Annotated in this window: 4 protein-coding genes; 1 reads left to right on the plus strand and 3 read right to left on the minus strand. The window is 72.5% G+C overall.

Features of this window, described 5'->3' with window-relative positions; all coding sequences use genetic code 11:
* Positions 1–379: 379 nt before the first annotated feature.
* Positions 380–943, minus strand: coding sequence for a DinB family protein (locus HGA02_RS11225; protein WP_168679082.1), 564 nt, complete (start codon positions 941–943; stop codon positions 380–382).
* 270 nt (positions 944–1,213) lie between these two features.
* On the opposite strand from HGA02_RS11225, the gene HGA02_RS11230 reads away from it, so the two are divergent.
* Positions 1,214–2,134 carry a CPBP family intramembrane glutamic endopeptidase gene (locus HGA02_RS11230; protein WP_168679083.1) on the plus strand — a complete coding sequence of 307 codons (921 nt, stop codon included), beginning with the start codon at positions 1,214–1,216 and terminating at the stop codon, positions 2,132–2,134.
* Positions 2,135–2,225: 91 nt separating this feature from the next.
* Here HGA02_RS11230 and HGA02_RS11235 read toward each other — a convergent pair whose 3' ends face one another.
* Together HGA02_RS11235 and exaC are read right to left on the minus strand one after the other, a co-directional pair.
* Positions 2,226–2,615: a DUF779 domain-containing protein gene (locus HGA02_RS11235; protein ID WP_168679084.1), complete on the minus strand. Its 390-nt coding sequence runs from the start codon at positions 2,613–2,615 to the stop codon at positions 2,226–2,228.
* Positions 2,616–2,756: 141 nt separating this feature from the next.
* Complete coding sequence (gene exaC / locus HGA02_RS11240) at positions 2,757–4,280, minus strand: acetaldehyde dehydrogenase ExaC (RefSeq protein ID WP_168679085.1); 1,524 nt, start codon at positions 4,278–4,280, stop codon at positions 2,757–2,759.
* Positions 4,281–4,579: the final 299 nt, after the last annotated feature.

Here is a 4,579-nt window from a genome sequence, read left to right on the forward strand (position 1 = left end):
CCGGGGTCGAGCGGCTGGCGTTCCCAGGCGGCGCCGGGGAACCACGCGGCGGCGAGCGGGCGCACGTCGGTGCCGGCGGGCAGCACCAGGACGTGCCGGCCGACGAGCGGCGCGGGGATGACCTCGGCCAGGATCATGCGCGGACCGTACCCCCGGATTGCTGCGGGCAGGTTTCGGCATGGTGTCGGACGCGGCGAGTCCCTCGGACACGCCGGATCCGCAGGTCAGCGCCTAATCGCTTCAGGTGTCCACATCGAGGCAACCCTTTGCACACCGCTGTGGACAGACCCTGTGGACAAAAGTTGCGGCGCCCCCGCACGCGGTGTCCGTCGCCGGGACGGACCGATGCAGAGGCGCCGCGGGCGCGCGGGCCGGAACGTCAGGCGCGCACGTCGTGCAGGTGGTGCACCAGGTCGTGCACGAAGTACTGACCGAGCGTGCGGACGGTGAACACCGACCCGTTCGACCGCCGACCCGGGCGCTCCACCTGGTCCTCGCGCACCGCGTCGAACCGGTCCGCGATCACGTCGGCCGCGTCCGCGAGCTCGTCCGCGACCATCACCGGGTCCTGCAGGTCGTACCGGTCCGCGAGCGCCGTCGCGTCCTGGTCCCAGTTCTCGAACAGCGGGTCGTCCTGGTCGAGCATGAGCGCGAGCCGGCCGTCGAACACCCGGAGCACGTCGCGCACGTGCGCGCCGTACTCGAGGACGCTCCACACCTGCGGCTCGGGGCGCACACGCGCGTCCTCGCGGTTGAGCGCCGAGATCCACCGCGGCGTGAGGTCGCGGACCGTGCCGCCGATCGCGTGCACGTCGACGTCGGCGGCCTGGAACCCGCACTCCGGGCAGGGCTCGCGCAGCACCCAGGTCCAGTCCTTGGTGTCGGGCTCGATCGCCGGGGCGGGCTGGGCGGCGGGGGCGTCGGTCGTCGGCTCGCTCGTCATGCCCGCACGCTAGACGCTCCGCGCCACCGTGTCGCCGCCTCGTCCACACCTGTCGGCGGCTCGACGTCGCGTGTCCGTCCGGGCCCGGTCTCGTCGTCGACACCGGTCGGAGAAGGAGCCGCACCCCGTCGGTCGGACCCGTCCTCTCGACGTCCCGACGGTGCCGCCGCGCACGCGTCGCGCGGACGGGCGCACGACATGACGGCGGGTTACGTTCGACGCCGGCGCGCCCCCCGCGGACAGCCAGCCCCGCACGGACGGAGACACCCCATGACCAGCACGCCCCGCGCACCACGCTCGCGCTGGCAGGCGTTCTGGGACCGGGGCGGGATCGGCCGGGCCGTCCTCGTCGCCGCCGCCTACCTGGCGCTCTACGTCGCCGGCGGGCTCCTGGTCGGCAGGCTGTTCGGTGACCGGGTGGACGCCGACGACCTGTTCTCGTCGGCGGAGAGCGTCGTGTTCGGGCTGCTGGTACCCCTCGTGCTCGGGGCGGTCGCGCTCGTCGCCTTCGTCACCTCGGTGCGCTGGTGGGGGCCGCTGTTCGGCGCGCAGCCCGTGCGCGGGCGGCGGTGGATGTGGATCGCGCCGGTGCTCGTCGTCGTCCCGGTCGTGCTGCGTCTTCTCGGGATCGACTACGGCGCGTACGCGGCCGGCGTCGTCGCTGTCACGCTGCTGGCGGGACTGTTCGTCGGCTTCGTCGAGGAGCTGCTGACCCGTGGCCTCGTCGTGAAGATGCTGCGCGACTCCGGGCGGTCGGAGTGGGTGGTCATGGTCGTGTCGTCGCTCGTGTTCGCGCTGCTGCACTCGGTCAACCTGCTGTCCGGGATGTCGCTCACGACCGTGGGCGTCACCGTCGTCTACACGTTCGCGTTCGGCGTCGCGATGTACCTGACGCTGCGGGTGACCGGCAGCCTGCTGTGGCCGGTCCTGCTGCACGGGCTGTTCGACCCGACGCTGTTCCTGGCGACCGGCGGCATCGACCGGACGGCGGAGGGCACCGCCGCGAATCCGCTGCTGACGCTCGCGGGGCCGTTCAACATGCTGTTCATCGTGCTCGGGGTGGTCGCGCTGTTCCTCGCACGCGCCGTGAACGCCCGTCGGACGGACGCCGCCCCGGGCACGGCGACGCGCGGCGGGACCTCGCCGGACGCCACGGGCCCCGAGCCTGCGGCCGACCGTCCCGTCGCGTGACGCCGACGACGTCGCCCGCGATACCGCGCGGCGGCCCGCGTCAGAGCACGCCGGCGGCACTCATGAGACCGCGCCCGCCGTGCAGCGCGCCTCAGACCACGCCCGCCGCGTGCAGCGTGCCGTACTCCTCGTCCGTGAGGACGCGCGAGCGCAGCAGGAACCGCACGCCCTCGGGCGCCTCGAGCGAGAAGCCGGCACCGCGGCCGGGCACCAGGTCGATCGTCAGGTGCGTGTGCTTCCAGTACTCGTACTGCGCGCGCGTCATCCAGACGGGCACGCTCGCCCCGTCGCCCAGGTCGAGGTCGCCGAGGTGCACGTCGACGTCGCCCGTGATCAGGTCGCCCGCGGGGTAGCACATCGGCGACGACCCGTCGCAGCACCCGCCCGACTGGTGGATCATCAGCTCGCCGTGCTGCGTGCGCAGCGTCCGCAGCATGTCGAGCGCGGCGTCCGTCGCCGCGACCCGCTCCGGCAGTCCCATCTCGCCTCCTCCCCCGCCCGGCGACGACCGGTGCCCCGGCCGGCCGCCGTCGGGCGGCGTCGCTCGTCGTCTGCGACCCGTGCCCCACGGTCGTGGCGGAAGCTCCCCTCCGAACCTCCGCCGCGACCGCGTGCCCGCCCGTCAGAACAGCCCGAGCGACTCCTGCGTGTACGACACGAGGAGGTTCTTCGTCTGCTGGTAGTGGTCCAGCATCATCTTGTGGTTCTCGCGGCCGACGCCCGAGCCCTTGTAGCCGCCGAACGCCGCCGCAGCGGGGTACGCGTGGTAGCAGTTCGTCCACACGCGGCCCGCCTCGATGTCACGGCCCGCCCGGTACTGGATCGCCGCCTCGCGGGACCAGACGCCGGCGCCGAGGCCGTACAGCGTGTCGTTGGCGATGGAGATGGCGTCCTCGTAGTCCGAGAACGACGTCACCGCCACGACGGGGCCGAAGATCTCCTCCTGGAAGACCCGCATGGAGTTCTTCCCCTCGAAGATCGTCGGCGTCACGTAGTACCCGCCCGACAGGTCGCCCGCCAGCTCCGCCCGGTGCCCGCCCGTCACCACCCGCGCCCCCTCCGCGCGGCCGATGTCCAGGTAGGACAGGATCTTCTCGAGCTGGTCGTTCGACGCCTGCGCGCCGACCTGCGTCTCCGTGTCGAGCGGGTCGCCCTGGCGCATGCTCTCCGTGCGCAGCTTCACGGCCTCCAGGAACTCGTCGTAGATCGACTCCTGGATGAGCGCGCGCGACGGGCACGTGCACACCTCGCCCTGGTTGAGGGCGAACATCGCGAAGCCCTCGAGCGCCTTGTCGTAGAACCCGTCCTTCTCGCGCGCGACGTCCTCGAAGAAGATGTTCGGGCTCTTGCCGCCGAGCTCCAGGGTCACCGGGATGATGTTCTGGCTGGCGTACTGCATGATCAGCCGGCCCGTCGTGGTCTCGCCCGTGAACGCGACCTTCCGCACCCGGGGCGACGACGCGAGCGGCTTGCCCGCCTCGACCCCGAACCCGTTGACGACGTTGACGACGCCCGCGGGCAGCAGGTCCCCGATGAGCTCCATGAGCAGCAGGATCGACGCGGGCGTCTGCTCGGCCGGCTTCAGGACGACTGCGTTGCCCGCGGCCAGCGCCGGCGCGAGCTTCCACGTCGCCATGAGGTTCGGGAAGTTCCACGGGATGATCTGCGCGACCACGCCGAGCGGCTCGTGGAAGTGGTAGGCGATCGTGTCGCCGTCGATCTCCGAGATCGACCCCTCCTGCGCCCGGATCGCACCCGCGAAGTAGCGGAAGTGGTCGATCGCGAGCGGGATGTCGAACGCGAGCGTCTCGCGCACCGGCTTGCCGTTCTCCCACGCCTCGGCCGCGGCGAGCATCTCGAGGTTCTGCTCCATGCGGTCGGCGATCTTGTTGAGGATCACCGCCCGCTCCGTCGCGGTCGTCCTCCCCCACGCGCGCGACGCACCGTGCGCCGCGTCGAGCGCACGCTCGATGTCGTCGGCGTCGCCCCGGCCGACCTCGGTGAACGTCCGTCCCGTCACCGGGCTGGGGTTCTCGAAGTAGCGGCCCGACGCGGGCGCGACGAACTCGCCGCCGATCCAGTGGTCGTAGCGGTCGCGGTAGGAGATGAGGCTGCCGGGCTGTCCCGGCGGCGCGTAGACGGTCATCACGCCTCCCTGGCGGGGTCCGCGGGCGAAGGCTTGTGGCGCACCCGCGGTCGCGGCGTCGTTGCCGCGACACGCCCACGCTAGGCACGCGCCGTTGCACGACCGTTGCACCGGCGGCCTGCGGTTCGCGTCCGGGGTGCGGCTTCATACCGACATGGATGCCGCTCACGGACGACGAACGGCACCCATGTCGGTATGAACGGCTGCGTCAGGGGCCGGCGCCGGCCCGGCGCGGGTCAGCCGGCGCGGTGGGTCGCGAGGCGGCGGGCCAGGAGGTCGAGGCGGCCGCGGGCCTGGAC

Origin of the sequence: Cellulomonas septica, assembly GCF_012396155.1 — a bacterium.
Classification (GTDB): domain Bacteria; phylum Actinomycetota; class Actinomycetes; order Actinomycetales; family Cellulomonadaceae; genus Cellulomonas; species Cellulomonas septica.